This window comes from Streptomyces sp. NPDC048696 (assembly GCF_043198895.1).
Taxonomy (GTDB): domain Bacteria; phylum Actinomycetota; class Actinomycetes; order Streptomycetales; family Streptomycetaceae; genus Streptomyces.
Genome location: NZ_JBICVJ010000003.1, coordinates 68,386 through 92,451, shown reverse-complemented (window position 1 = coordinate 92,451; position 24,066 = coordinate 68,386). Strand labels below are relative to the sequence as shown.

Annotated in this window: 23 protein-coding genes; 16 read left to right on the top strand and 7 right to left on the bottom strand. The window is 71.8% G+C overall.

What is annotated here, in order from left to right:
- Positions 1–111: 111 nt before the first annotated feature.
- Entirely contained in the window at positions 112–1,083 is a 972-nt protein-coding gene (locus ACGFRG_RS06540) for a GntR family transcriptional regulator (RefSeq protein ID WP_393261952.1), read from the top strand.
- Here the strand turns inward: ACGFRG_RS06540 and ACGFRG_RS06535 are convergent.
- The gene (locus ACGFRG_RS06535) at positions 1,037–2,008 is read right to left on the bottom strand and encodes a zinc-binding dehydrogenase (RefSeq protein WP_393261950.1); all 972 of its coding nucleotides are present in this window, start codon (positions 2,006–2,008) and stop codon (positions 1,037–1,039) included. The genes ACGFRG_RS06540 and ACGFRG_RS06535 overlap by 47 nt on opposite strands.
- A 138-nt stretch (positions 2,009–2,146) precedes the next feature.
- Between ACGFRG_RS06535 and ACGFRG_RS06530 the strand changes: the two genes are divergently transcribed.
- The 6 genes from ACGFRG_RS06530 (at position 2,147) to ACGFRG_RS06505 (ending at position 7,371) form a co-directional block, all read left to right on the top strand.
- Complete coding sequence (locus ACGFRG_RS06530; RefSeq protein WP_361433282.1) at positions 2,147–2,755, top strand: TetR family transcriptional regulator; 609 nt, start codon at positions 2,147–2,149, stop codon at positions 2,753–2,755.
- Between the two features lie 79 nt (positions 2,756–2,834).
- The gene (locus ACGFRG_RS06525) at positions 2,835–5,006 is read left to right on the top strand and encodes a HelD family protein (protein WP_393261946.1); all 2,172 of its coding nucleotides are present in this window, start codon (positions 2,835–2,837) and stop codon (positions 5,004–5,006) included.
- Positions 5,007–5,114: 108 nt separating this feature from the next.
- A complete protein-coding gene (locus ACGFRG_RS06520; protein WP_393261943.1) occupies positions 5,115–5,705 on the top strand; it encodes a YceI family protein in 591 nt (196 codons plus the stop codon).
- A 126-nt stretch (positions 5,706–5,831) separates the two neighbouring features.
- A complete protein-coding gene (locus tag ACGFRG_RS06515; protein WP_361433275.1) occupies positions 5,832–6,272 on the top strand; it encodes a helix-turn-helix transcriptional regulator in 441 nt (146 codons plus the stop codon).
- A 29-nt stretch (positions 6,273–6,301) separates the two neighbouring features.
- Positions 6,302–6,877: a hypothetical protein gene (locus tag ACGFRG_RS06510; RefSeq protein WP_393261939.1), complete on the top strand. Its 576-nt coding sequence runs from the start codon at positions 6,302–6,304 to the stop codon at positions 6,875–6,877.
- A 149-nt stretch (positions 6,878–7,026) separates the two neighbouring features.
- Complete coding sequence (locus ACGFRG_RS06505; RefSeq protein ID WP_361433304.1) at positions 7,027–7,371, top strand: DUF2516 family protein; 345 nt, start codon at positions 7,027–7,029, stop codon at positions 7,369–7,371.
- Positions 7,372–7,434: 63 nt separating this feature from the next.
- Here ACGFRG_RS06505 and ACGFRG_RS06500 read toward each other — a convergent pair whose 3' ends face one another.
- From ACGFRG_RS06500 to ACGFRG_RS06490, 3 genes are all read right to left on the bottom strand, one after another.
- On the bottom strand, positions 7,435–8,763 hold the full coding sequence (locus ACGFRG_RS06500; RefSeq protein ID WP_393261936.1) for a PP2C family protein-serine/threonine phosphatase: 1,329 nt from the start codon (positions 8,761–8,763) through the stop codon (positions 7,435–7,437).
- A 472-nt stretch (positions 8,764–9,235) separates the two neighbouring features.
- On the bottom strand, positions 9,236–10,258 hold the full coding sequence (locus ACGFRG_RS06495) for an NlpC/P60 family protein (RefSeq protein ID WP_393262697.1): 1,023 nt from the start codon (positions 10,256–10,258) through the stop codon (positions 9,236–9,238).
- A 369-nt stretch (positions 10,259–10,627) separates the two neighbouring features.
- The gene (locus ACGFRG_RS06490; protein ID WP_361433269.1) at positions 10,628–11,422 is read right to left on the bottom strand and encodes a class I SAM-dependent methyltransferase; all 795 of its coding nucleotides are present in this window, start codon (positions 11,420–11,422) and stop codon (positions 10,628–10,630) included.
- Between the two features lie 202 nt (positions 11,423–11,624).
- Here ACGFRG_RS06490 and mshA point away from each other — a divergent pair, with 202 nt between their 5' ends.
- Together mshA and ACGFRG_RS06480 are read left to right on the top strand one after the other, a co-directional pair.
- Positions 11,625–12,968, top strand: coding sequence for a D-inositol-3-phosphate glycosyltransferase (mshA, locus tag ACGFRG_RS06485; protein WP_361433267.1), 1,344 nt, complete (start codon positions 11,625–11,627; stop codon positions 12,966–12,968).
- The gene (locus tag ACGFRG_RS06480; RefSeq protein ID WP_393261933.1) at positions 12,961–13,452 is read left to right on the top strand and encodes a YbjN domain-containing protein; all 492 of its coding nucleotides are present in this window, start codon (positions 12,961–12,963) and stop codon (positions 13,450–13,452) included. Before mshA ends, ACGFRG_RS06480 begins: the two co-directional genes overlap by 8 nt.
- A gap of 61 nt (positions 13,453–13,513) precedes the next feature.
- Here the strand turns inward: ACGFRG_RS06480 and ACGFRG_RS06475 are convergent, their stop codons facing one another.
- Complete coding sequence (locus tag ACGFRG_RS06475; protein ID WP_361433262.1) at positions 13,514–14,794, bottom strand: MFS transporter; 1,281 nt, start codon at positions 14,792–14,794, stop codon at positions 13,514–13,516.
- A 126-nt stretch (positions 14,795–14,920) separates the two neighbouring features.
- Between ACGFRG_RS06475 and ACGFRG_RS06470 the strand changes: the two genes are divergently transcribed.
- Complete coding sequence (locus ACGFRG_RS06470) at positions 14,921–15,682, top strand: phosphoglyceromutase (RefSeq protein WP_361433259.1); 762 nt, start codon at positions 14,921–14,923, stop codon at positions 15,680–15,682.
- A 413-nt stretch (positions 15,683–16,095) separates the two neighbouring features.
- Here ACGFRG_RS06470 and phoU read toward each other — a convergent pair whose 3' ends face one another.
- Entirely contained in the window at positions 16,096–16,773 is a 678-nt protein-coding gene (gene phoU / locus ACGFRG_RS06465; RefSeq protein WP_361433257.1) for a phosphate signaling complex protein PhoU, read from the bottom strand.
- 198 nt (positions 16,774–16,971) lie between these two features.
- Between phoU and ACGFRG_RS06460 the strand changes: the two genes are divergently transcribed.
- Both ACGFRG_RS06460 and ACGFRG_RS06455 read left to right on the top strand, forming a co-directional pair.
- Entirely contained in the window at positions 16,972–18,255 is a 1,284-nt protein-coding gene (locus ACGFRG_RS06460) for a sensor histidine kinase (RefSeq protein WP_393261928.1), read from the top strand.
- Complete coding sequence (locus tag ACGFRG_RS06455; protein WP_017242433.1) at positions 18,252–18,932, top strand: response regulator transcription factor; 681 nt, start codon at positions 18,252–18,254, stop codon at positions 18,930–18,932. Before ACGFRG_RS06460 ends, ACGFRG_RS06455 begins: the two co-directional genes overlap by 4 nt.
- Before the next feature lie 131 nt (positions 18,933–19,063).
- Here the strand turns inward: ACGFRG_RS06455 and ACGFRG_RS06450 are convergent, their stop codons facing one another.
- Positions 19,064–19,744 carry a DUF461 domain-containing protein gene (locus ACGFRG_RS06450; protein WP_393261925.1) on the bottom strand — a complete coding sequence of 227 codons (681 nt, stop codon included), beginning with the start codon at positions 19,742–19,744 and terminating at the stop codon, positions 19,064–19,066.
- 662 nt (positions 19,745–20,406) lie between these two features.
- Here ACGFRG_RS06450 and ACGFRG_RS06445 point away from each other — a divergent pair.
- The 4 genes from ACGFRG_RS06445 (at position 20,407) to cysS (ending at position 24,012) form a co-directional block, all read left to right on the top strand.
- Complete coding sequence (locus ACGFRG_RS06445; RefSeq protein WP_003953493.1) at positions 20,407–20,889, top strand: CarD family transcriptional regulator; 483 nt, start codon at positions 20,407–20,409, stop codon at positions 20,887–20,889.
- 306 nt (positions 20,890–21,195) lie between these two features.
- Positions 21,196–21,933: a 2-C-methyl-D-erythritol 4-phosphate cytidylyltransferase gene (gene ispD, locus ACGFRG_RS06440; protein WP_361433250.1), complete on the top strand. Its 738-nt coding sequence runs from the start codon at positions 21,196–21,198 to the stop codon at positions 21,931–21,933.
- The gene (gene ispF, locus ACGFRG_RS06435) at positions 21,923–22,453 is read left to right on the top strand and encodes a 2-C-methyl-D-erythritol 2,4-cyclodiphosphate synthase (RefSeq protein WP_361433247.1); all 531 of its coding nucleotides are present in this window, start codon (positions 21,923–21,925) and stop codon (positions 22,451–22,453) included. Before ispD ends, ispF begins: the two co-directional genes overlap by 11 nt.
- A gap of 158 nt (positions 22,454–22,611) precedes the next feature.
- The gene (cysS, locus tag ACGFRG_RS06430) at positions 22,612–24,012 is read left to right on the top strand and encodes a cysteine--tRNA ligase (protein ID WP_361433244.1); all 1,401 of its coding nucleotides are present in this window, start codon (positions 22,612–22,614) and stop codon (positions 24,010–24,012) included.
- The last annotated feature ends 54 nt before the right edge of the window (positions 24,013–24,066 follow it).

The following is a 24,066-nucleotide window of genomic DNA, read 5'->3' as shown; positions in this document are numbered from 1 at the left end:
GCTAGTGCTTATTTGACAGTAAGCCAGATAAACCAGCTTGATCGGCAGTCAAATAAGCAAACCTTGACCGAAAGTCGTGTGCGCCACTCGGTCAAGTTGTACGGTTTCCCTATGGCCACTGAACGCCCAGGCGCCCAGGAGGGCGAGGTTCCGCAAGGGGGCAAGTGGACGGCTAAGAAGATCGCCGGCGAACTGCGCTCCCGGATCAACCGAGGTGTCCGAGGCTACGAGCTCGGACAACGACTCCCCACGCACAATGAATTGGCGAACGAGTTCAGCGTTTCCCTGAGTACGGTCCAGGGAGCGATGGACGAGCTCAAGAGCGAGGGCTGGATCGAGTCCCGCCAGGGCAGCCAGGCGAAGGTGCTGCGCGCGCAGCAGGTCTACACGCCGCCCGCACCGGACGGGCGCTCCGCACCCGAAGGATTCCAGTCCATCCTCGCGAACGCGTTCACGGCACAAGAGGTGACGCTGGACGCCTTCTGTCTGACGACCGAGTCCCTGGCCGACCACCTCGGCGTGCTGGCCCGTGGGCTCGCCGGTCAACGGACGCGCGACGAGGCCGGGGTGCCGCGCAGCATCGCGATGAGGCTCCTGCTGCCCGCAGCCGATCCGAAGCCGGTCTTCCCGTCCGCGGCCGACGATCCGGACGACAGCCGACCGTACGAACGCTGGGCCGCCATGGTGGATCTGCATATCCTGCGGCTGCGCCGGACGCTCGACGCGCTGCGCCGGGGCGGGTTCGTGTCGGAGGTGCGCATCGAGGTCCGCCGGGTGCCGGTTACACCGGCTTTCAAGCTCTACCTGTTCAACAAGGTGACCGTGCTCCAGGGCTATTACATGGTGGAGCAGCGCGAGATGCTGCTGGACGACGATGAGCGAGTGCAGGCGCTGGACGTTCTGGGCCTCCAGTCGAGGCTCTTCCGCTACGAGAAGAGCGTCGACACGGAGTCTCAGGGATCGCTCTTGGTCGAGGCTGCGCAGAAATGGTTCGACTCGTGGTGGGAGCATATCGGGGTGGCGTCCGGCCCGGCCGCTAAACGCTCAGCAGCACCTTCCCCACCACCCCCCGCCCCTCGATAGCCGCATGCGCGTCCGCCGCCCGTTCCAGGGGGAACACCGCGCCGATCACCGGGCGCAGGCGGCCCGCCGCCGCCTCCGACAGGGCGCGGGTGACCAGGGCGACGCGGCGTTCGGGGGTGAGCTGGACGTCGGGGATGCCGAGGAGGGTGATGGTGCGGCGGGCCGCCTCCGCCGGGTCGACGGGGGCGAAGCCGCCCGTGGGGGCGCCGTGGGCGGAGAAGCGGCCGCCGGTCGCGGTCAACGGGAAGGCCCGTACGCCCAGTTCGCCGCCCACCCCGTCCAGGACCACGTCGGCGCCCGCCTCGCCCAGCACCTCGCGGGCCTGGGTCGGCCAGTCGGGCGAGCCCGCGTCGATCACTTCGTGCGCGCCCAACTCCCGTACGAGAGCCAGCTTTTCCTCGCCCCGCGCCACCGCCACCACCCGCGCCCCCATCGAGCGGGCGAGCTGGACCAGGAGCGTGCCCATGCCGCCGGACGCGCCCGTGATCAGGACCGTCTCGCCCGCCTTGAGGGCGGTGAGGTCGAGCAGGGCCAGTGCCGTCACGCCGTCGTGGACCAGCGCGGCCGCCTCGCGCAGGCCGAGGCCGTCGGGGATGGGGGCGAGGTGGTCGGCGGGGACGGCGGCGAGCGAGGCGTAGCTGCCGGGTTCGACGGCGGCGACCACCCGGCGGCCGGCCCAGGCGACCGCGTCCACCGCGGCGCCGGTCGACGTCACCGTGCCCGCGACGGCGCCGCCGGGCACGTACGGCGGTGCCACGTCGAAGTACTCGCCGAACGCGCCCGCCCGTATCTGCGTCTGCACGAAGAGCGTGTCGATGTGGTCCACGGCCACCACCACCTCGTCCGGTCCGGCCACCGGGTCCGCCAGCTCCGCCGGAACCAGTACCTCCGGGCCACCGAACTCCTTGACCTGTGCCACGCGCATGCCGATCCCCACTTCCGTACTCCGTTGTCACCGGTACGGGACGAGTCTTCGACCTCAAGCGGACTTCAGGTCAAGCGCGGGTCCGCACGGCCGCACGGCCGCCCGTACGCCCGCTTCAGCTGCCCGTACGCTCGCCTCATGGGTTTGCGGGAGCAGAAGAAGCAGCGGACGTACCAGTCCGTCTCGGACGTGGCGATCGCGCTCTTCCTTGAGAAGGGCTTCGACAACGTGCCGGTCGCGGAGGTGGCGGCGGCCGCCGGGATCTCCAAGCCCACCCTCTTCCGCTACTTCCCGGCCAAGGAGGACCTGGCCCTGCACCGGTTCTCCGACCATGAGGACGAGGCCGCCCGGGTCGTCGCGCAGGGCCGCGCCGACGGCCTCGCGCCGCTCGCCGCCCTGCGCCGCCACTTCCTGGCGGGCCTGGCCGACCGCGATCCGGTGACCGGGCTGAACGACGACCCGCGCGTACGGGCCTACCACGGGCTGCTCTACGGCACGCCGAGCCTGGTGGCGCGGCTGTTCGCGTACCAGGGGCGGGCCGAGGACGCGCTCGCCGCCGCCCTCGGCTCCGACATCGGGGCGCGCCTCGCGGCGGGCCAGATCGTCGCCGTGCAGCGGATCCTCGCCGAGGAGAACTGGCGGCGGATCCAGGCGGGCGAGAGCGCGGAGGCGGTGTATCCGACGGCCGTGGAGGCGGCCGAGGGGGCGTTCGCGCAGCTGGGGGAGGGGTTGGGGCGGTATGCGTAACCCCTGCGTCCGGCGCGTCCGGTCGGTGATCTTTCGTTACTGAGTAAATAATTTAACCGGGTTGCGTTATGGTGGATGCATGACGCCACTCGACCGCGAACTCACTCGGGAACGGGCCTATCACCAGACCTGCCGCGAGGCCCTGACCGGCATGGTCGAGGGCGCGGACGTGCAGGTCGTCCAGGGCGAGAACGCGTTCGCCTCCGGCGCGGACGCCGAAGTGCTCGGCTATCAACTGCGCAGCTGGGCCAAGGAGTTGCGGGAGGAGCCGGACGGGCCGCTGTTCTTCGGACGGCTCGACTTCGCGGCGGCCAGCGGACCCGGCGGACCCGGCGGACCCGGCGACCACGCCGGGCAGAGCTATCACATCGGGCGCCGCCGCATCAGCGAGCACCCCTCGGCGCCGCCGCTCGTCGTCGACTGGCGGGCGCCGGTCTCGCGGACGTTCTACCAGGCCGGGGCCCGCGACCCGATGGGCGTCGCGGTCCGCCGCCGCTTCGGCTGGGCCCCCGGCAGCCGGGGCGCCGCCGAGGACCTGACGAGCCTGGAGGACGAGCGGCTGGGCGAGGCGGCACCCGGCGGGATGCCCACCGGCGGGATGCCCACCGACGGGACGCCCGCCGACGGCGTCGACGCCCCCGACCCGGCCGCCGCCCGCCCCGGCACCATCCTCGCCACCGAGATCGAGCGCCCCCGCGTCGGCCCCATGCGCGACATCGCCGCCACGATCCAGCCCGAACAGGACGACCTCGTACGCGCCGGGCTCGACCGTTCGATCTGTGTGCAGGGCGCCCCCGGCACCGGCAAGACGGCGGTCGGGCTGCACCGGGCCGCGTATCTGCTCTACACCCATCCGCAGCGCATCCGGCGCGGCGGACTGCTCGTCCTCGGGCCCAACCGGACCTTCCTGCACTACATCGCCCAGGTCCTGCCCGCCCTCGGCGAGGCCGGGATCCGGCAGTCGACGGTCGACGAGGAGATCGCGCGCGTGCCGGTCCGCGCGGTGGACGAGCCGGACGCGGCGGCCCTCAAGCACGACGCCCGGATGGCGCGGGTGCTGCATCGCGCGCTCTACGCGCGCGTGGGCGTTCCCGAGGCGCCCGTCGCGGTGCCGGACGGCTCGTACCGGTGGCGGGTGTCGCTGGGGGAGCTGACGGAGATCGTCGAGGCGGTACGGGCCGAGGAGCCGCCGTACGCGGTCGGGCGCGAGCGGGTCCGCAGCCGGGCCGTGCGCGTCATCCAGCTCCAGGCCGAACACCGCGCCGGTCCCATGAACAACACCTGGCTGCAACGGATTTCGCGGGCCCGCCCGGTCTCGGCGTTCGTGGACACCGCCTGGCCGAAGGTCACGCCCGAGGAGGTGCTGGCGGCCCTGTTCACCGACCCGGACGCGCTGGCGGCGGCCGCCGACGGCATCCTCGCCGCCGACGAGCACAAGCACCTGCTGTGGCCGAAGCCGCCGCGCTCGTACAAGTCGGCCAAGTGGTCGGCGGCCGATCTGGTCCTGCTCGACGAGCTCGCGGGCCTGATCGAACGGCCCGAGGGGTACGGCCACATCGTCGTCGACGAGGCCCAGGACCTCTCGCCGATGCAGTGCCGCGCCATCGCCCGCCGCTCCGGCTTCGGCTCGCTGACCGTGCTCGGCGACCTGGCCCAGGGCACCACGCCGTGGGCGGCCCGCGACTGGCCCGGACAGATGGCGCATCTGGGCAAGCCGGACGCGCGCGTAGTGCCGCTCACGACCGGCTTCCGCGTCCCGGCGGCGATCGTGGCGCTCGCCAACCGCCTCCTCGGCGACCTCGACGTCTGCGTACCGCCGTCGCGATCGCTGCGCCGGGACGGCGAGTTGACGATGACGCGGGTGGCGGACGTACGGGCCGGGGTGGTCCGGTCCGTACGGGCGGCGCTGGCGCACGAGGGCTCGGTGGGCGTGATCGCGCGCGACGCGGACGTGCCCGCGCTGCGCGAGGCGCTGGCGGCGGCGGGCGTGGCGACGGCCGAGCCGGACGACCTGACGTCGGCGGCGCGGGTGACGGTGCTGCCCGCGACGGTCGCGAAGGGGCTGGAGTACGACCATGTGGTGGCCGTGGAGCCGGCCGCGATCGCGGAGGCGGAGAAGCGGGGTCCGCACCGCCTGTACGTGGTCCTGACGCGGGCGGTCTCGCGCCTCGACGTACTGCACAGCAGGCCGCTGCCGACGGCGCTGGACGGGGCGGGCGGGGCGGGCGGGGTCAACCTGGCGGATCCATAAGGCGATTGGTGCGCGAAGGGCGTCGGGTCACTATGTTGTGGAGCGTTCAAGCAAGGATCGAGCAAGCGCGACACACGACCGCTTACCTCTCCTGGGGGACCCACAGCCATGTCCACTTCTCCGTCTTCTCCCTCTCCCGAATCCCCGGCCGTCGGTCCGGCGGCCGCCGCCCTGCCCGGCTACACGCCCGGCACCTGGACGATCGACCCGATCCACTCCGAAGTCGCCTTCTCCGTACGGCACCTGGGCATCGCCAATGTGCGCGGCCGGTTCGACGCGTTCGAGGCCGAGATCGTGCTCGCCGAGGACCCGCTGGAGTCCTCGGTCACCGCGGCGATCCAGATCGCGTCCGTGTCGACCGGGCACGAGCAGCGCGACAACCACATACGGTCGGAGGACTTCCTGCACGCGGCGGAGTTCCCCGAGATGACCTTCCGCTCGACCGGCGTCCGGGCGGCGGACGGCGACGGCTTCCTGGTCGACGGCGAACTGACCGTGCGCGGCGTCACCCGTCCCGTCACCCTCGACCTGGAGCTGATCGGCTTCGGCAAGGGCTACGAGGGCCGCTCCGTGGCGGGCTTCTCCGCGACCACCCAGATCAGCCGCAAGGCGTTCGGCGTGCACGGCGGCGCGGGGGGCGCGGCGCTCGGCGACACGGTGAAGATCACGCTGGACGTGGAGGCGGGCCAGGCCTCCTGAGCGCAGGCTTCCTGAGCCCGGACGGTACGGCCTCTCTCCCCGCGATGCCCGCCCCGGCACGTGGCGCGGCACACTTTTGCAAGCACCTGCTTGCAAAAGTTAGCGGGGAGGGGGCAGTATCGGGGTATGGCATCGCTCAACGTCGGCAATCTCGGCGAGTTCCTGCGCGAGCAGCGGCGTAATGCGCAGCTGTCGTTGCGGCAGCTCGCGGATGCCGCCGGGGTGTCCAATCCGTATCTGAGCCAGATCGAGCGCGGGCTGCGCAAGCCGAGCGCGGACATTCTGCAGCAGCTCGCCAAGGCGCTGCGGATCTCCGCCGAGACGCTGTACGTGCAGGCCGGGATCCTCGACGAGCGGGCGCCGGAGGCGGCGGAGACGCGCAGCGTCATCCTCGCCGACCCGTCGCTCGACGAACGCCAGAAGCAGGTGCTGATCCAGATCTACGAGTCCTTCCGCAAGGAGAACGGGCTCGACGCACCCCAGGCTTTTGGCGGCGAGAGCGGCGAGAGCGGCAAGGGCTCCGGCGACAGCGACGACGGCGATGCCGCATCGGCTCCCCCGAGCTGATCCACGTACCGATCCGGGAGGAAACCAGCATGGCCGTCACCGATGAGCTGCGTAATGTCCTGACCGACCCGAAGCCGGGCTACTTCGTCGCCGGCGCCCTCGACCTCGGCGTGAAGCAGGCCGCGAAGGTACCGGCGCTCGTGGAGCGGTTCCAGGCCGAGGTCCCGGCGCGTATCGAGGCCGTACGGAACACGGACCCCAAGGCCGTCCAGGACAAGGTCGTCGACCGGGCCAAGGAGGCGCAGGCCGCCGTCACCGCGAAGGTGACCGGGGTCGTCGGCGCCCTCGACGGCGACGTGAAGAAGCTCGGCGACTCCGTGCAGCACCTCGCCCTCCAGGTGGTCGGCATCACCGCCGAGTCCCTGGTCAAGGTGCGCGAGGGGTACGACAAGGTGGCCGAGCACGGCAAGGGCGTCGTCAAGGAGTGGCGCGGCGAGGCCGCCGAGGAGATCTCCGAGATCGGCCAGGCGGTGGAGCCGAAGGAGTCGGAGCCCGCGGCGGACTCCGCCTCGTCCGAGGACTCCGCGGACGCCAAGCCCGCCGCCAGGAAGACCACCGCGCGCAAGAGCGCCGCGAAGAAGACGGCGGCCAAGCCCGCCGAGTGAGCGAGCGGCGAGTGGGCGACCGGCCAGGGTGCCGGACCGGCGCAGGGGCCGGTTCCGGCGGCGGGCACGTTTTCGTCGCCCGGAGCGTTTGACGGGTACCTTGGCCGCGTAGGGACGACCCGTACGGAAGGTGGTGGACAGCGGTGCTGATGCAGGGTTTCGCGGGGTTCATGTGGCTGCTGAGTACAGCCCTGACCGCATTGAGCCTCTTCGCGCTCCTCGACGCGGCCTTCCGCCGGGAAGACGCGTTCCGCGCGACGGACAAGCAGACGAAGCCGTTCTGGCTGATCATTCTGGCCATCGCGCTGTTCGTCAGCGTGCTGTTCCCGCTGCTGTCGTTCCTGCCGATCATCGGCGCGGTGGCCGTGATCGTCTACATCGTGGACGTACGTCCTGCGGTACGGGCGATTTCCGGCCGTGGCGGCCGTGGCGGCGGCCGCCGGGGCGGCTCCAGCAGCGACGGTCCGTACGGGCCGTACAACGGCGGACGGTAGATCCGGGGCCCCGAGCGGGTTCCGCGGGGCGCCCGCGCCCCGGCCGTGCCGTCCCCGCCCGCCTCACGACGCCTGCGTCGCCCCCGTCCGCTCAAGCAGCAACACCGCCACGTCGTCGGTGAGTTCACCGCCGTTGAGCTCGCGGGCCTCCGTCACGGCGGCCTCCAGCAGGGCCTCGCCGCGCAGGCCCGCCGTCAGGCGGCGGTTGATCATGTCGAGCATGCCGTCCTGACCCAGGCGCTGGTCGCCCTGGCCGGTGCGGCCCTCGATCAGGCCGTCCGTGTACATCAACAGGCTCCACTCGGCGCCCAGTTCGACCCGGCGGCGCGGCCACCGCGTCTGCGGCAGCAGGCCGAGGGCCGGGCCGCCGCTCTCGTACGCCAGCAGGCTCGCGGGGCTGTCCGCGCGGGTGACCAGCGGGGCCGGATGTCCCGCCAGGCTCAGCTCGGCGCGGTGGCCGTCGGGGGCGATGTCGACCGTGCAGAGCGTCGCGAAGATCTCGTCGCTGTCGCGCTCGTGCTCCAGCACCTGCTGAAGGGTCGTCAGCAGCGCGTCGCCGCACAGACCCGCCAGCGTCAACGCCCGCCAGGCGATGCGGAGTTCGACCCCGAGGGCGGCCTCGTCGGGGCCGTGGCCGCAGACGTCGCCGATCATGGCGTGGACGGTGCCGTCGGGGGTGCGGACCGTGTCGTAGAAGTCGCCGCCGAGCAGGGCGCGGGAGCGGCCCGGGCGGTAGCGGGCGGCGAACCGCAGGTCGGAGCCGTCGAGGAGCGGGGTCGGCAGGAGGCCGCGCTCCAGGCGGGCGTTCTCCTGCGCGCGCAGCCGGGACTCGGCGAGCTTGTACTGCGCCACATCGGCGCGCTTGCGCTCCACCGCGTACCGGATGGCGCGGCTGAGCACCTTGCCGTCGAGCTCGTCGCGGAAGAGGTAGTCCTGCGCGCCGACACGGACGGCTTCCGCCGCGCGTTCGGCGTGCGTGGAGGGCGTGAGCGCGAGGACCGCGTGGCGCGGGGCGAGCCGGAGCAGATGCCGTAGCGCGGCGAGCTCGTCGTCGGGGTCGCGGCCGGGCAGCGCGAGGTCGAGCAGGATGCAGTTCACATCGTCGGTGAGCAGCCGCTCGGCCTCGGTGAGATTACGGGCGGTACGGATCCGCACCCGCGTCCCGGCCGTGTGCAGCAGCTCGGACACCGCGAAGGGGCCGACGGGGTCGTCCTCGATGACGAGCAGATTGAGCGCGCTCGTCCCCGCGGCGGCACCCGTCCCGGCGACGACACCGGCCCCCGCCGGGACACCGGTCCCGACCAGCCCGCCGGTCCCGCCGGAGACACTGGTCCCACCGGAACCCCCCGCCCCGGCAAGCGCTCCCGCCGCCACAGACGCACCCGTCCCCATCGCCGCTCCCGGAAACCCCGCCCCCGCAGCGCCCCCGGGGACGCAGGCCCCCGGCAGGACGGGCGCGGGCGAGGCAGGATCCACAGGCCTGGCCAGAGGGCTCCGCCCGGGCAGGGGCGGCTGCGCGGCCGGATCCGTCGTGTCGGCCGAAGGGGACCGTCCGGCCACAGGGGCCCGCCCGGTCGGGTCGGTCGGTCCGCCCGGCGGTGTCGCCCCGGCCATGGACGTCCGCCCGGCCGGGTCCGCAGGCCCGGTCGGCAGTGCCGCCCCGGCCAGGGGGTTCGGCCCGGCCGGGGGCGTCGGAGGCCATATGTGAGGTGCGGGCATCGTTCCGGTCCTTCCCTCCCCCCGAGGGCGCCGCGGAACGCAAAGCCACGTGCCGCCAGTCCCGGACCTTAGCCTCAGACGCCCGGGCAACGGAATGGCGCGCGGTGACTGTTCGGCAAATGCCCATCGGCATATGCCGCATGCCTCACTTGTCCGGGCGGACGACCCCCAGGATCGGCATCGTGCCCGCGCCCGTGATCGTCACATTCCGCCCCGGCCGCGGGGCGTGCACGATCGCGCCGTCGCCGATGTACATCCCGACGTGCGTCGCGTCCGCGAAGTAAATGATCAGATCGCCCGGTCGCATGTCCTTGATGTCGACATGCCGCAGTTGCGCCCACTGCTCCTGCGAGGTGCGCGGGATGCCCTGGCCCGCCGCCAGCCAGGCCTGCGAGGTCAGGCCGGAGCAGTCGTACGTCCGCGGCCCCTCCGCGCCCCACTCGTACGGCTTGCCGATCTGGTCGGTGGCGAACTTCACCGCCCGCTTGCCCTGTTCGCTCGCCCTGCCGTTGATCTCCCGCAATATGCCCGAACTGAGCCAGTCCGTCTGGGCCTTGAACTGCTGCTCCTGCTCCAGCTGGGCCAGCCGCTCGCGCTCCTTCGCCTCCAGCTGGGACTCCAGCTTCTCGGCGGCCGCGATCTTGTCGGTGATCTCCTTCTTGGCGGTCTCCTTCTTGACCCGGTTCGCCTCCAGCTTGGTCCACTGGGCGGAGGCGTCCTTCGAGTACTGCGCCAAGTCGGCCTGCGTGCGGTTCAGTTCGGCCAGCATCCCCTGGGTGGCCTGCTGGCCCTCGCGCAGCCGGTCGGCGCCGTCCAGGAACGCGTCCGGGTTGCCGCTCAGCATCATCTGCGCGCCCAGCGGCAGCCCGCCCGTGCGGTACTGCTGCCGGGCCGCGGCGCCCGCCTGGTCCTTGAGCCGCTTGATGCGCTCCTCGCCCTTGACGATCTCCTGGGCGATCTTCACGATCTGCGCGGACTGGACCTTGGTCTGCTCCTCGGCCAGGTTGTACGCCTCGGTCGCGACCGCCGCCTGTCGGTACAGCTCGTCTATTTCCTTGCGCACGTCGTCAAGGCTCTTCGTCCCCGGGGCGGGCGGGGTCGAAGGCGGCGTCGCCGTGGTCGTCGGCTCCGGCTTCGGGCTCGGCGCGGCGAACGCCGTGGTCGGCATCGCCAGCACGGTCAGGGCGCACACCACGGTGATCGCGGTGGCCAAACGGCGTTGTCGCACGAAAACTCTCCCCCTCCGGACATCCGGAATCCCCAGGTCCCACATCACGTCGGACAGCAAGCACGCACCACATCCCGCAGGTCACGCGGAACGTGGATGTGATTAACCGTCAGTAACATCTCGCAACATCGCGATGGTGCCACGCCGTTCGCCAAAACGACAGAGGCGGACGGGCACCTGACGGGTCACTCCCCGCATGTGGGACGAACGGCACGACGTGTGCGTTCCCCGTGCGGGGGTGACGTGTGGAGTGACCGGCAGGGTCCGTGCGTACGCCAGCGCAGTGCCCCAAGGCCGAGCCCGGGCCCGTCACCCCCGAGGCGCCAGCGCTTCCCACTCCACCGTGACCTCCCCCTGGCGCCAGCGCCTGGGCCCGTCCGTGAGCGGCCAGTTGGCCGCCAGGTCCCGGACCGCCCGCATCCAGCGCTGGCGCGCGCCCAGCGACGCGTACGGCGCCGCCGCGGCCCACGCGCGGTCGAAGTCGCGCAGGAACGCATGCACCGGCTCGCCCGGCACATTGCGGTGGATCAGCGCCTTCGGGAGCCGCTCGGCCAGGTCGGAGGGGCGCTCCAGGGACCCGAGGCGGGTCGCGAAGGTCACCGTGCGCGGCCCGGACCGATCGAGGGCCACCCACACATGCCGCCGCCCGATCTCGTCGCAGGTGCCCTCGACGAGCAGTCCGCCGTCCGCGAGCCGGGCGCACAGCCGCGCCCAGACCGCCGCGACCTCGCCCTCCTCGTACTGCCGCAGCACGTTCGCCGCCCGGATCAGCAGCGGCGGACGGGGCAGCGGGACCTCGAAGCCGCCGTGCACGAAGGTGAGCCCGTCCCGCTCGTACGGCTTCGCGGCGGCGACCCGGGCCGGTTCGATCTCGATCCCGACGACGGATACGGCGGGCGCGGCGGTGCGCAGCCGCTGGAGCAGTTCCACGGCCGTCCAGGGGGCCGCCCCGTACCCGAGGTCGACCGCGATGGGCGCCTCGGCGCGGCGCAGCGCGGGCCCGTGCGCGTCGGCGATCCAGCGGTCCATGCGGCGCAGCCGGTTGGGGTTGGTGGTGCCGCGCGTGACGGTGCCGACGGGCCGGCGGGGAGCGGGTGGAGCCATGTCCCGAGCCTACGGCGGCCGCCTCGCGCGCTCCCGCCCGGGCAAAATTTTCGGCAAACCGGAAAGAAACGAAGGCGAGCGGAAATGAAAAAGAGGCTTCCGGTGGTTACGCGTTCTTGAGGGGACGCCCGCGTCCCTTCCGCGCCATGCCCCTGTCGAGCGCAGTCCGACGAGCGCAGTCCAGTCGAGGAGGACGTCGACCGTGAGCCAGTACGTGTCCCGGTTCGCCGGCTCCCTGGCGGGGCCGCCCAGGCTCCGCCTCCCCGGCGGCCACCGCAGGCCGCGCCGGATCGCCATGCTCAGCGTCCACACCTCCCCCCTGCACCAGCCCGGCACGGGCGACGCGGGCGGCATGAACGTCTACATCGTGGAGCTCGCCAAGCGCCTCGCAGCGATCAACATCGAGGTCGAGATCTTCACGCGCGCGACCACGGGCGGGCTCGCCCCGACGGTCGAGATGGCGCCCGGGGTACTGGTGCGGCACATCGACGCGGGCCCGTACGAGGGTCTGGCCAAGGAGGAGCTGCCCGCGCAGCTGTGCGCCTTCACGCACGGCGTGATGCAGGCGTGGGCGGGCCACCGCCCCGGCCACTACGACCTGGTCCACTCCCACTACTGGCTCTCCGGCCACGTCGGCTGGCTCGCCGCCGAGCGCTGGGGCGTCCCCCTCGTCCATGCCATGCACACCATGGCCAAGGTCAAGAACGCGGCGCTCGCCGACGGCGACACGCCCGAGCCCGCCGCGCGCGTGATCGGCGAGACGCAGATCGTCGACGCGGCGGACCGGCTGATCGCCAACACGGCCGAGGAGGCGGACGAGCTGGTCCGCTTCTACGACGCCGACCCCGGCAAGGTCGCCGTCGTCCACCCCGGCGTGAACCTGGAGCGCTTCCGCCCGGCGGACGGCCGGGCCGCGGCCCGGGCCCGCCTCGGGCTGCCGCAGGACGCCCTGATCCCGCTCTTCGCGGGCCGCATCCAGCCGCTGAAGGCGCCGGACGTCCTGCTCAGGGCGGTGGCGGTGCTGCTGACCGAGAACCCCTCGCTGCGCTCGCGGATCGTGGTCCCGGTGATCGGCGGCCCCAGCGGCAGCGGCCTGGCGAAGCCGGAGGGCCTGCACAAGCTGGCCGCGCGGCTCGGCATCTCGGACGTGGTGCGGTTCCATCCGCCGGTCGGCCAGGACCGCCTCGCGGACTGGTTCCGCGCGGCATCGGTGCTGGTCATGCCCTCGTACAGCGAATCCTTCGGCCTGGTCGCCATCGAGGCGCAGGCGGCCGGCACCCCGGTCGTGGCGGCCGAGGTGGGCGGCCTTCCGGTGGCCGTGCGGGACGGCACGACCGGCTTCCTCGTCCCCGGCCACGACCCGGTCGACTACGCCCGCGCGCTGCGCCGCTTCGCCGACGAGCCGGCGCTGGTGGACCGGATGGGCGCGGCCGCCGCCCACCACGCCCAGTCCTTCGGCTGGGGCACGGCGGCCTCGGCCACCGCCGACGTCTACACCGCGGCGATGCACGAACACCGCCGTCGCGTACGCTCGCACCATGGCTGACGCGCGGCAGGTCGTCGACGAGTTCCTCAAGGGCGCCGAGCTCGAATGGGAGACCCCCGAGCCCGGTTCGTACGTGGTGAAGCTCCCCGGCACCCGGAAGCTCTCCACCACGTGCTCGCTGAAGATCGGCAACCACTCGCTCTCCGTGAACGCGTTCGTGGTCCGCCACCCCGACGAGAACGAGCCGGCCGTGCACCGCTGGCTCCTGGAGCGCAACCTGCGCCTGTACGGCGTGAGTTACGCGATCGACAGCCTCGGCGACGTCTACCTCGCCGGCAAGCTCCCGCTGGCGTCGGTGACCCCGGACGAGCTCGACCGCCTCCTCGGCACGGTCCTGGAGGAGGCGGACGGCTCCTTCAACACGCTCCTGGAGCTGGGCTTCGCGTCGGCGATCCGGCGGGAGTACGAGTGGCGGGTCTCGCGCGGGGAGTCGACGCGGAACCTGGACGCGTTCGCGCATCTGACGGGCCGTCCGAGCGACTGACGGGGTCGCGAACGGCCGGTCGGTACGGGGCTCGACGTGCCCCGTAGCCGGACCGAGTCGGTCAGCCGACCGTCTCCGCCTCCGTGGCCTTCTCCGTCTTCTCCGCGACGGCCGCCTCCTCGCCGTCCTCCCCCGCCAGCGCCCGCCGCAGCAGGACCGCGTACCCGGCGGCCGCCACGCAGCCGACCACCGCGCAGCCGATCCACAGCACCGTCGGGCCGGGGCCGTCCACCACCCAGCCGGCCAGGATCGGGGCGACGAAGCCCGCCACCGCCCAGGACATGCCCATCACGCCCTGGTAGCGGCCGCGGGCGTGCTCCGGGGCCAGGCGCGCGGTCGCGGCGGCGTTGGTCGGCACGTGCACCATCTCGCCGAGCGTCCACACCACCACGGTCGCCGCGAACACCAGAGGCGTCCCGGCCAGCGCCGTCACCCCGGTCCCGGTGGCGAAGAGCAGCGAGGAGACGGTGAGCAGCGCGGCCGGCGAGCGCTTCTCGGTGATCTTGTTGACCAGCAGCTGGAGGGCGACTATCACCACGCCGTTGACGGCGATGACCATGCCGTAGGAGTGGGCGGGCAGGCCCTCGCGGGCCATGGTCAGCGGCAGGCCCACCCAGGGGGCAGTGAAGATCAGGCAGACGAGCAGGTTGAGCAGGAGCAGGGTCCGGAACGGGGCGTCCTTCAGGACGTCGACGATCGTCACCCGCTGCTCGGCGGCCGCCTTGGAGGCGGCGTCCTCCTTCACCGCCGGACGGGTCTCGGGCAGCCGCAGGAAGACGATCAGCGCGCACAGCACGGTCGCCACGGCGTCGGCCAGGAACAGCGTGCGGTAGCCGAGGAAGACCGCGGCGCCGCCGCCCAGCGCGGCGATGGCGAAGCCCAGGTTGAGCGCCCAGTAGTTCAGCGCGTAGGCCCGGCGCCGTTCGGACTCGGGGACCATGTCGGCGATGGTCGCGGCGATCGAGGGCCGCACGGCCTGCATCGCGACGCCCATCAGGAGCACCACGGCGGCGATCCCGACGGCGTTGGTCACCACGGCCAGCGCGGCCGCGCACGTCGCCCCCGCCAGATGCGTCGCGATCATCGTCGGCCGCCGCCCCCACCGGTCGGTGAGCATCCCGCCCAGCGGCGATCCGGCGACTCCGCCGAGTCCGTGCAGCGCGACGACGATTCCGGCGTACCAGGCCGAGTAGCCGAGCTCCTGCGTGAGATAGAGGGAGAGGAAGGTGAGGACGAAGGCGCCGGTGCGGTTCACCAGCGTGGAGGTCCACAGCCACCAGAAGCCGCCGGGCAGGCCCGAGACGGTCTGACGGGCTGAACTTCTGAGCGAGGCGATGGACATCGGTGACAGCCCCCCGTGGGATGTAAGCAGCTCAACTACAGTCCGTAACTTACGTAACCCCTCGTCTCAGCCGCCACCGAATTGACGATGAGCGTCAATCGTCGGCCGTCGATTACGCTCGGGCGCATGGCCGACGCACCGTACAAGCTGATCCTCCTCCGCCACGGCGAGAGCGAATGGAACGAGAAGAACCTGTTCACCGGCTGGGTGGACGTCAACCTCACCCCGAAGGGCGAGAAGGAGGCGGCGCGCGGCGGTGAGCTGCTCAAGGACGCCGGTCTGCTCCCCGACGTGCTGCACACCTCCCTCCAGAAGCGCGCGATCCGCACGGCGCAGCTGGCGCTGGAGTCCGCGGACCGCCACTGGATCCCGGTGCACCGCAGCTGGCGCCTGAACGAGCGCCACTACGGCGCGCTCCAGGGCAAGGACAAGGCGCAGACGCTCGCCGAGTTCGGCGAGGAGCAGTTCATGCTGTGGCGCCGCTCGTACGACACCCCGCCGCCGGCGCTTGCGGACGGCACGGAGTTCTCGCAGAGCGACGACGCCCGCTACGCGACGATCCCGCCGGAGCTGCGCCCGCGGACCGAGTGCCTCAAGGACGTCGTCACGCGCATGCTGCCGTACTGGTACGACGGCATCGTCCCGGACCTGCTCGCGGGCCGTACGGTCCTGGTCGCGGCCCACGGCAACAGCCTGCGCGCCCTGGTCAAGCACCTCGACGGCATCTCCGACGCCGACATCGCGGGCCTGAACATCCCGACCGGCATCCCGCTCGTCTACGAGCTCGACGCCGACTTCAAGCCGGTCAAGCCCGGCGGCACCTACCTCGACCCGGACGCGGCTGCGGCCGCGATCGAGGCGGTCAAGAACCAGGGCAAGAAGAAGTAGCCCGCTCTTTGCGGCAGCCCGCTCTTCGTGAGCGAAAGGGGCCCCCGTCCGTTGCGGACGGGGGCCCCTTCTCGGTCGTGCGCGGACTGTCACGCGTCAGCCGCAGCCGCCGCCGCACTGGCAGGAGCCGCCCGACTGGCAGCCGCAGGAGCAGCCGGGGCCGCACTGGCAGCCGCTCTGGGGGGCGGGCTGTGGCGCTGTGGTCGTCGGGGAAACGGGCATGGTTCCCTCCCTGGGTAGGCGTGCCTCACCGGCATACGAAGCCTCAACCCTGTTCATGCCCGCTCCCAAGGGCGCATCACCGGCGCATTCGCGCAGTGGGGGCAATGCGCGCCTTCGTACGCATCGATGCGCCCCCGCCCCGCGCTCCAGCCGTGCGCCCCCATCCGAACAACCGGTCCGCGCGCCCTCGGCTACGCGCCCTCGACCTGCACCGGCGGCTGGAGGTCGTCCGCGTGTTCGCCCGTGACCAGGTAGACCACGCGCTTGGCGACCGACACCGCGTGGTCCGCGAAGCGCTCGTAGTAGCGGCCGAGGAGGGTGACGTCGACCGCCGTCTCGATGCCGTGCTTCCAGCGGTCGTCCATCAGGTGCTGGAAGAGCGTGCGGTGCAGGAGGTCCATCTCGTCGTCGTCCTGCTCCAGCTGGAGCGCCAGGTCGACGTCCTTGGTGATGATCACCTCGGCGGCCTTCGCCATCAGGCGCTGGGCGAGCTGGCCCATCTCCAGGATCGTGGCGTGCAGATCGCGCGGAACCGCGCGCTCCGGGTAGCGCAGCCGGGTCAGCTTGGCGACGTGCTGGGCCAGGTCGCCGGAGCGCTCCAGGTCGGCGCTCATCCGCAGCGAGGTGACCACGATCCGCAGATCCGTGGCGACCGGCTGCTGGCGGGCCAGCAGGGCTATCGCGCGGGCCTCCAGGTCGTGCTGGAGATCGTCGACCTTCTGGTCGGCCGCGATGACGCTCTCGGCGAGCTTGAGGTCGGCGTCGAGCATGGCCGTCGTGGCGCGCCCGATCGCCGACCCGACAAGGCGGGCCATCTCGACCAGGCCCTCGCCGATCGAGTCCAGTTCCTCGTGGTACGCGTCCCGCATGGGTGTCCTTCTTTCAATGACTCCGGGGGGCCGGGGGCGGCTGTGACCCCCACGCTCCCACGTTCCGTGGGTTACGCGTCCGATTCGGCCACACCAAGTGAACCGGCACTATCACCATGGTGAACTCTGGGCGACGAACGTTCGAGCAGACACCCGGATGGCTGGGAGAGTGTCGGTGCGCCCGCATAACCTGGATGCATGGACGTGAACGCGGCGGTCGCCGCAGCGGCAGCGATCGCCGGGTTGTGCACCGGCGTCATCGCCATGCTGGCGTTCCGCTGGAGCGAGCGCGACCAGGCGCGGCCCACCCGGACCTCCCTGCACACGGACGCGGTGCTGCCGCCCGGCGTGGACACCGTGCTGTCGGTGCTCCGCTCCTCGGCGGTGGTGCTCGACGAGAGCGACTCGGTCGTCAAGGCCAGCTCCGCGGCGTACGCACTGGGGCTGGTCAGGGGCGGAAAGCTGGCCGTGGAGCCGATGCTCCACATGGCCCGGGACACCCGCAGGGACGGGGAGATACGCCAGGTCGAGCTCGACCTGCCCCGCCGGGGCACCGGCCGGGGCGAGGCCCTCGCGGTCTCGGCGCGCGTGGCGCCGCTGGGCTCGCGGCTCGTGCTGCTCCTGGTCGAGGACCTCACCGAGGCCCGCCGCATCGAGGCGGTCCGGCGCGACTTCGTCGCCAACGTCAGCCATGAGCTCAAGACGCCGGTCGGCGCGCTCTCGCTGCTCTCCGAGGCCGTCATGGACGCCTCGGACGACCCCGAGGCGATCACCCGCTTCGCGGGCCGCATGCAGATCGAGGCGAACCGGCTGACCAATCTGGTCCAGGAGCTCATCGACCTGTCCCGGGTGCAGAACGACGACCCGCTGGAGGACGCCGAGCCGGTCCGGGTCGACGAGCTGGTCGCCGAGGCCATCGACCGCTCCCGCCACCCCGCGTCCACCAAGCAGATCACCATGGCCGCGGGCGGCACCGCCGACCTGTACGTCTGGGGCAACCGCGGCCAGCTCGCCGCCGCCCTCGGCAACCTCGTCGAGAACGCGGTCAACTACTCCCCGGCCAGGACGCGGGTCGGCATCGCGGGCCGCCGCGTGGCCGCGCCCGGCGGGGACCTGATCGAGATAGCCGTGACCGACCAGGGCATCGGCATCTCGGAGAAGGACCGGGAGCGCGTCTTCGAGCGCTTCTACCGCGTCGACCCGGCCCGCTCCCGCGCCACCGGTGGTACGGGCCTGGGCCTGGCCATCGTCAAACACGTGGCCGCCTCGCACGGCGGGGAGGTCACCGTCTGGAGCTCCGAGGGACAGGGCTCCACCTTCACCCTACGGCTGCCGGAGGCCGGCGCGGTCCGGGACCGCACCACCACCTCCGCCGACACCGCAGGCCCGGACGACGACGCCGTCGACGAGCCGTACGACACCTTCCCCCCTGCCGCGCACGACTCACACACTGTGCTCCCTGCCCCGGAGGTCCTTCCGTGACCCGAGTGCTCGTCGTCGAGGACGAGGAATCGTTCAGCGACGCCCTGTCCTACATGCTTCGCAAAGAGGGCTTCGAGGTCGCCGTGGCGGCCACCGGGCCCGACGGGCTGGACGAGTTCGAGCGCAACGGCGCCGACCTCGTCCTGCTCGACCTGATGCTGCCGGGGCTGCCCGGCACGGAGGTCTGCCGCCAGCTGCGCGGCCGCTCCAACGTCCCGGTGATCATGGTGACCGCCAAGGACAGCGAGATCGACAAGGTCGTGGGCCTCGAAATAGGAGCCGACGACTACGTCACCAAGCCCTTCTCGTCCCGCGAGCTCGTCGCCCGCATCCGCGCGGTGCTGCGCCGGCGCGGCGAGCCGGAGGAGGTCACCCCGGCGGCCCTGGAGGCGGGCCCGGTCCGGATGGACGTGGACCGCCATGTGGTCACGGTCTCCGGCGGCAAGGTCGACCTCCCGCTGAAGGAGTTCGACCTCCTGGAGATGCTGCTGCGCAACGCGGGCCGCGTGCTGACCCGTATGCAGCTCATCGACAGAGTCTGGGGCGCGGACTACGTCGGCGACACCAAGACCCTCGACGTCCACGTCAAGCGCCTCCGCGCCAAGATCGAGCCGGACCCGGGCGCGCCGCGGTACTTGGTGACGGTGCGAGGGCTGGGCTACAAGTTCGAGCCGTAAGCCGCTGGCCGCGCTGCGAGCCGTAGACACCGGTTGCGCCGCGAGCCGTGAACAGCGGCCGCATATGAGGAGGGGCCCCGGACATCTGTCCGGGGCCCCTCCTCATGCGTACCTGCGTACGTACGCGTGCGTCAGTGACCCGCACCCGTGGTCGCGGTGCCGGACGGCTTGCCGCCCTTGGCGGGGGTGCCCGACGGCTTGCCCGAGGGCTTGCCGCCCTCCGGCTTGCCGCTCTCGGTGGCGCCCGGCGCCGTGGTGGCGCCCGGGGCGCCCGGCGTGGCCGCCGGGGGCTTGGGGAGCTCGCTCGGGCCGTAGCCCTCGAAGTAGCTCGTGGCCGGGATCACGTAGGCGCGCAGGGTCACCTCGCCGGCGGTGCTCAGCTGGAAGGTGACGGGCTGGGCGTCGCCGTTCCTGGCGGCCTCCTTGCCGTTCTCGACCACGGCGGACGCGTTGTCCTTGCCGCCGAGCAGCAGCGAGCCGTGCGCGGGCACGGTGAGCGCGCTCTGGCCCTTGGCGGGGGACAGCTTCACGGCCGCGCCCGAGGCCGACAGCTTGACCGCGTCGAGCGTCTGCGCCTTGTCGCCGTTGTTGAAGATCGTCGCCGTGATGACGGCGGGACCGGCGGCGTCGGCCTTCGGCTGCGTCAGAACGGTCGCGTTCTGGATCTTGATGTCGCCGACCTTGACGGCGGCGTTGTCCGGCTTCACTTCGAGCGTCTGCGCGTCGTTGCCCGCCGAGCAGGCGGCGAGAGAGGCGAGCGAGAACGCGATGGCAGAGGCGGCGAGGGCGCCGCGTCGAAGGCTGCGGCTCACGGCGGCGGCAACTCCTTGGACGTAAGGACATCTAAAGGACGGCTAAGTGTGTGTCAGCTGGCTTAGGTTACCGAGGCGCCCCGCCGCCCCCGCACCCGACCCGCCCCTGGGGCCGTGTCCGGCGCACCGGACCGCGCACCGGGTCGCCGATCACCCCGCCGTCCGGACCCCCGGCCGCGCCGCGAGCTCCGCGCACCCTTCCTGATCTCCCCGTTTCCTTACGCCGTTCACATATCCCCGATGATCAATTCCCCGGACCGCCACGCATTCCTTACCGAAAACGCGCCGGGAGTTCCCGGGAGGTTCCCGGGAAGCGCTCGGGAACTCTCCGTCCGGCTCCGGGTGATCAATTCACGAAAAAATCGCGGGAGCACCCGAACGGGTGACCGGTTGTCGAACGGAGCAGTGGAAGTTCACCGCTTCGAAGCCGACAAAACGGGACGTTCGGCCCTGCGGAAGGGGGTTGCGGAGAGTGTGCGGGGCATGTTTCCCTTGCCCCGAACAGCGGCTCCGACCTGCGGATACCCCTTCCCGTGAACCCTCCGCAGCACGTTCGTGATGCTGTTGTCAAGCCCCGAGATATGCCCTGACCTGCGAAAACGCCATTCAGAACACGCTGTTCTCGTGTTACCCTGGATAGCCACGGAAGGGGTACCTGTCACATGACGTTCAAGGTTGGCGACACCGTGGTCTATCCCCATCACGGGGCCGCGCTGATCGAGGCCATCGAAACTCGCCAGATCAAAGGCGTGGACAAGACCTACTTGGTGCTCAAGGTCGCCCAGGGCGACTTGACGGTGCGCGTACCCGCGGACAATGCGGAGTTCGTAGGCGTGCGCGATGTGGTCGGTCAGGACGGGCTGGACCGGGTCTTCGAGGTGCTTCGCGCACCGTACGCGGAGGAGCCCACCAACTGGTCCCGTCGCTACAAGGCAAATCTGGAGAAGCTCGCCTCCGGCGATGTCATCAAGGTCGCCGAAGTGGTGCGCGACCTGTGGCGTCGTGAGCGCGAGCGCGGACTCTCCGCAGGTGAGAAGCGCATGCTCGCCAAGGCGCGCCAGATTCTGGTGAGCGAGCTCGCACTCGCTGAGAACACCAACGAAGACAAGGCCGAGGCCCTCCTCGACGAGGTTCTCGCGTCCTGACACCGGGGACCCGGGGGCGCGACCCCTGGAGTACCCGCATTGCCGCGGTGCCCGCTGACCAGCAGTGATCATGCTGCTGTGTCGCCGGGCGCTGCGGCATGTTCGGACATATTCGTACGTTCGTATTCCTACGTACCGTACGGCCCCCGTACTCGGCCCGCCTCGTACGTCGGCGGGCCGGGCCCGGGCCGCTCGCTCGACCGGTCGTCACGGAAGGGGCCGGTCAGGGCGTTGCGCCCGGCACTCCCCCAGCCACCGGCCGGGGGTACCCCCAGGCCATACCCATGTCGCCGGAGGACACAAACCTTGTCTGAGGAAACGCGCGTTTTCCGCACCGCCGCGGTGATTCCCGCGGCCGGCCGCGGCGTGCGGCTCGGCCCGGGCGCCCCCAAGGCGCTCCGCGCGCTGAACGGCACTCCCATGCTCATCCACGCCGTCCGGGCGATGGCCGCCTCCCGTGCGGTCTCGCTCGTCGTCGTCGTGGCCCCGCCGGACGGCGCCACCGAGGTCAAGAACCTGCTGGCCGAGCACGCGCTGCCGGAGCGCACCGACTTCCTCGTGGTGCCGGGCGGCGAGTCCCGCCAGGAGTCCGTGCGGCTCGGCCTGGACGCGCTGCCGCCCGGCATCGACGTGGTGCTCGTGCACGACGCGGCCCGCCCGCTGGTGCCGGTCGACACCGTCGACGCGGTGATCGAGGCCGTACGGGACGGGGCCCCGGCCGTCGTCCCCGCGCTGCCGCTGGCCGACACGGTCAAGCAGGTCGAGCCGCGCGAGGGCGGCGCGCCCGAGCCGGTGCTCGCCACGCCCGACCGCTCCCGGCTGCGCGCGGTGCAGACCCCGCAGGGCTTCGACCGCGCCACGCTGGTCCGCGCCCACGAGAGCGTCACCGACAACGTCACGGACGACGCGTCCATGGTCGAGCAGCTGGGCCTGACGGTCGTGGCCGTGCCCGGCCACGAGGAGGCGTTCAAGGTGACCCGCCCGCTGGACCTGGTCCTCGCGGAGGCCGTCCTCGCCCGCAGGAGGGCCAACGATGGCTTCTGAGATTCCTGCGACTTCTGGGACTCCTGGGACCCCTGTCGTCCCCGTGATGCCCCAGGTGGGCATCGGCACCGACATCCACGCCTTCGAGGAGGGTCGCGAGCTGTGGTGCGCGGGGTTGCTCTGGGAGGGCGAGGGCCCCGGCCTCGCGGGCCACTCCGACGCCGACGTCGTCGCCCACGCCGCCTGCAACGCGCTGTTCTCGGCGGCGGGCCTCGGCGACCTCGGCGCCCACTTCGGCACCGGCCGGCCCGAGTGGTCCGGCGCCTCCGGCGTCACGCTGCTCACCGAGGCCGCCCGGATCGTCCGGGCGGCGGGCTTCGGCGTAGGCAACGTGGCTGTGCAGGTCGTCGGCCCCCGGCCGAAGATCGGCAAGCGGCGCGACGAGGCGCAGAAGGTGCTCTCGGACGCGGTCGGCGCCCCGGTCTCGGTCTCCGGCGCCACCACCGACGGCCTGGGCTTCCCCGGCCGCGGCGACGGTCTCGCGGCGATCGCGACGGCGCTGGTCTACCGGACGGGCTGACCGGACGGGCCGACCGGTCCCGCAGGCCCTTTCGGCAGCTCCGTCCGCAGCCCCTTCCGCTCCTTTCCGGACAGGTCCGGAAAAGCTTCTGTCACACTTCGGTGCCCCGTGCCCCAAAGGGTCGCGGGGCACTGCTACGGGGCCACTACCCTGGACTCGTGACTATTCGCCTGTACGACACCAGCGCCCGGCAGATCCGCGACTTCACCCCGCTAGTGCCGGGCTGTGTCTCGATCTACCTCTGTGGCGCGACCGTGCAGGCCGCACCGCACATCGGACACGTCCGGTCCTACCTGAACTTCGACATCATGCGCCGCTGGTTCCAATACCGCGGCCACGACGTCACGTTCATCCGCAACGTCACCGACATCGACGACAAGATCATCACGAAGTCGGCCGAGCAGGGCCGCCCTTGGTGGTCCATCGGCTACGAGAACGAGCGCGCCTTCAACGACGGCTATGACGCGCTGGGTTGCCTGCCGCCCACGTACGAACCGCGGGCGACCGGGCACGTGCCCGAGATGATCGAGATGATGCGCACGCTGATCGAGCGCGGTCACGCGTACGAGGCGGACGGCAGCGTCTACTTCGACGTGCGCTCCTTCCCCGGCTATCTGGAGCTGTCCAACCAGGACATCGACGATCTGCGCCAGCCCGCCGAGGACGGCATCACCGGCAAGCGCGACCCGCGCGACTTCGCCATGTGGAAGGCCACCAAGCCGGGCGAGCCCGACTGGGAGACGCCCTGGGGCCGCGGCCGGCCGGGCTGGCACCTGGAGTGCTCGGCGATGGCCCACAAGTACCTGGGCAGCGCCTTCGACATCCACGGCGGCGGTCTCGACCTGATCTTCCCGCACCACGAGAACGAGATCGCGCAGGCCAAGGCGTTCGGCGACGCGTTCGCCGCGTACTGGGTGCACAACGCCTGGGTGACGATGAGCGGCGAGAAGATGTCGAAGTCGCTCGGCAACTCGGTCCTGGTCTCGGAGATGACCAAGGTGTGGCGGCCGATCGTGCTCCGCTACTACCTGGGCACCCCGCACTACCGCTCGATGATCGAGTACAGCGAGGAGGCGCTGCGCGAGGCCGAGTCGGCGTTCGCGCGGATCGAGGGCTTCGTCCAGCGGGTCGTCGAGAAGGCCGGGGGAGTGGTGGAGCCGGCCGCCGAGGTGCCGCTCGCGTTCGCCGAGGCGATGGACGACGACCTCGGCGTCCCGCAGGCGCTCGCGATCATCCACACCACGGTCCGCCAGGGCAACAGCGCGCTGGCCGCCGACGACAAGGAGGCGGCCGTCGCCCGCCTGGCCGAGGTCCGGGCGATGCTCGGCGTCCTCGGCCTGGACCCGCTGGACGCGCACTGGGCGGGCGAGGCCGACCGCGGCGAGGACCTGCACGGGGCCGTCGACACGCTCGTACGCCTGGTGCTGGAACAGCGCGAGGCGGCCCGCACCCGCAAGGACTGGGCCACCGCGGACGCCATCCGCGACCAGCTGACCCAGTCCGGCCTGGTCATCGAGGACAGCCCCAGCGGCCCCCGCTGGAGCCTCGGCCCCCGCTGACGGGGAAGCGCGATGTGCCGCCCGGGCGACTGGGCGGCACACTTCATATACGTA

Coding starts and splice junctions, on each gene's coding strand:
- ACGFRG_RS06540 (WP_393261952.1), top strand. CDS start 112: ATGGCCACTGAACGCCCAGGCGCCCAGGAGGGCGAGGTTCCGCAAGGG.
- ACGFRG_RS06535 (WP_393261950.1), bottom strand. CDS start 2,008: ATGCGCGTGGCACAGGTCAAGGAGTTCGGTGGCCCGGAGGTACTGGTT.
- ACGFRG_RS06530 (WP_361433282.1), top strand. CDS start 2,147: ATGGGTTTGCGGGAGCAGAAGAAGCAGCGGACGTACCAGTCCGTCTCG.
- ACGFRG_RS06525 (WP_393261946.1), top strand. CDS start 2,835: ATGACGCCACTCGACCGCGAACTCACTCGGGAACGGGCCTATCACCAG.
- ACGFRG_RS06520 (WP_393261943.1), top strand. CDS start 5,115: ATGTCCACTTCTCCGTCTTCTCCCTCTCCCGAATCCCCGGCCGTCGGT.
- ACGFRG_RS06515 (WP_361433275.1), top strand. CDS start 5,832: ATGGCATCGCTCAACGTCGGCAATCTCGGCGAGTTCCTGCGCGAGCAG.
- ACGFRG_RS06510 (WP_393261939.1), top strand. CDS start 6,302: ATGGCCGTCACCGATGAGCTGCGTAATGTCCTGACCGACCCGAAGCCG.
- ACGFRG_RS06505 (WP_361433304.1), top strand. CDS start 7,027: ATGCAGGGTTTCGCGGGGTTCATGTGGCTGCTGAGTACAGCCCTGACC.
- ACGFRG_RS06500 (WP_393261936.1), bottom strand. CDS start 8,763: ATGGGGACGGGTGCGTCTGTGGCGGCGGGAGCGCTTGCCGGGGCGGGG.
- ACGFRG_RS06495 (WP_393262697.1), bottom strand. CDS start 10,258: ATGCCGACCACGGCGTTCGCCGCGCCGAGCCCGAAGCCGGAGCCGACG.
- ACGFRG_RS06490 (WP_361433269.1), bottom strand. CDS start 11,422: ATGGCTCCACCCGCTCCCCGCCGGCCCGTCGGCACCGTCACGCGCGGC.
- ACGFRG_RS06480 (WP_393261933.1), top strand. CDS start 12,961: ATGGCTGACGCGCGGCAGGTCGTCGACGAGTTCCTCAAGGGCGCCGAG.
- ACGFRG_RS06475 (WP_361433262.1), bottom strand. CDS start 14,794: ATGTCCATCGCCTCGCTCAGAAGTTCAGCCCGTCAGACCGTCTCGGGC.
- ACGFRG_RS06470 (WP_361433259.1), top strand. CDS start 14,921: ATGGCCGACGCACCGTACAAGCTGATCCTCCTCCGCCACGGCGAGAGC.
- phoU (WP_361433257.1), bottom strand. CDS start 16,773: ATGCGGGACGCGTACCACGAGGAACTGGACTCGATCGGCGAGGGCCTG.
- ACGFRG_RS06460 (WP_393261928.1), top strand. CDS start 16,972: ATGGACGTGAACGCGGCGGTCGCCGCAGCGGCAGCGATCGCCGGGTTG.
- ACGFRG_RS06445 (WP_003953493.1), top strand. CDS start 20,407: ATGACGTTCAAGGTTGGCGACACCGTGGTCTATCCCCATCACGGGGCC.
- ispF (WP_361433247.1), top strand. CDS start 21,923: ATGGCTTCTGAGATTCCTGCGACTTCTGGGACTCCTGGGACCCCTGTC.